A 1,693-nucleotide genomic window follows, 5' to 3' on the forward strand; every position below is an offset into this window, starting at 1 on the left:
TGCCTGTAAATAATGCGCCAATTGATTAGCATGGGCATTCAACGCAGCATAGCTGAGCGTACAGTCCTCAAAAACGAGGGCGATACTGTCAGGAGCTGCTTGCACACGGGCCTCAAACTGTGAAATAATCGTTTCTCCGGAAGGATATCCCGGAGAGGAAACATTAAAGGTTTCCAGCAGTTGTACTTCTTCTTCTACACTTAAATAAGGCAGCTTATTTATGGAGAGCTGTGGTGTACGTACTACTGCGCCTAGCAACAGTTCCAGGTGAGTGGCCATGCGGTGAATAGAGGCCGCCTCAAATAAGTCGGTGTTGTATTGTATGCGTAAAGACAGCTCCTGCCCTGTTTCTTCAAACTCGAATGTAATATCCAGCTTGCTGATTTCGCGGTTATGGTTTTCATACCTGCTGATCTGCAGGTTATTGAGTGAACCTTCTCCACTCATATATTTGCGTTCATTGTTCTGTAATATCACCATTACATCAAACAATGCATTGCGGCTCATATCTCGCTGCAACTGCAGCTGCTCTAACAGTTCATCAAACGGGTAGCCCTGGTGTTCATATGCGGCAAGCGTATTTTCCCTGATTTGCTTAAGAAGGTCCAGGAAATCATCCTGGCTGCTGAAACAGGTTCTCAACGCCAGTGTATTAATATATAGTCCAATCTGATCAATAAGGTCAACATGGCTCCTGCCCGCAATAGGCGTACCGATAATGATATCTTCCTGTTTAGTATACCTGTGCAGTAATACATTCACCAGACCTAAAAGCCCCATAAACAGCGTAGCGCCTTGCTCCCTGACGAGTGATTTCATAGCCATCACCTGGTCAACCGGAAGCTGTCTTATTACCACTCCGCCGTTATAAGTCCTGACTACAGGACGAGGATGATCTAATGGTAATGCCAGCTGCGGCAGTTCACCTTCAAACTGCTTCAGCCAGTATACCTGCGCTACCGCCATCGTTCCAGAGGTTAACTGCGACTGTTGCCATGTAGCATAGTCTTTATACTGTATGCGCAGACCGGGTAATGCGTGCGGTGTATTTTTCGTGTGCGCATTATAAATATGCAGCAATTCACGGAACAGTACATCCATTGACCAGCCGTCACCGACTATATGATGCATCGTATAAGCCAGCACCCATCGCTCCTCATCTGTATGGAATAATACTGCTCTTAACAAAGGGCCTCTGCTCAGATCGAAAGACTTGGTGGCACTACGTTCTGCAAGTTGCTGCAAACGCGCATGCTGATTCACAACATTACGAAGGTCTATAGATTCTATTGTAAATCCACTGGCATTAGCATGGTGTATAAACTGTCTTACTTCGCCATTGCTATCCTCGTGAAATACTGTACGTAATATTTCATGGCGGCGTATCAATTCATTAAAAGCGTAAGTCAGCGAAGGAAGGCTCAGGTCACCTTCAAACACATAAGCACCGGGCATATTATAGGCTATGTTACCCTCTGCAAACTGGCTTAACACCCATAAACGGCGTTGTGAAGACGATAGCGGGTAGCTGGGCTGTACAGGTACCGGTGTAATACCATTGTAGCTTATTTTCTGAGAACGTTCTATCAACACGGCCTGATCTTCGAGTACAGGCACCCCAAACAAGTCATGCAAAGGAATTTTTACTTCAAAAGCTTTATATAAAAAAGATTCCAGTCGGGTAACTTTAAGG

Annotated in this window: 1 protein-coding gene; it reads right to left on the reverse strand. The window is 45.4% G+C overall.

From position 1 onward, the window contains the following. A partial coding sequence (locus BW716_RS34905) for a condensation domain-containing protein (RefSeq protein WP_235644027.1) occupies window positions 1-1,693 on the reverse strand: 1,693 nt, incomplete at both ends.

The sequence above is a fragment of the [Flexibacter] sp. ATCC 35208 genome, from assembly GCF_001975825.1.
Taxonomy (GTDB): Bacteria; Bacteroidota; Bacteroidia; order Chitinophagales; family Chitinophagaceae; genus Chitinophaga.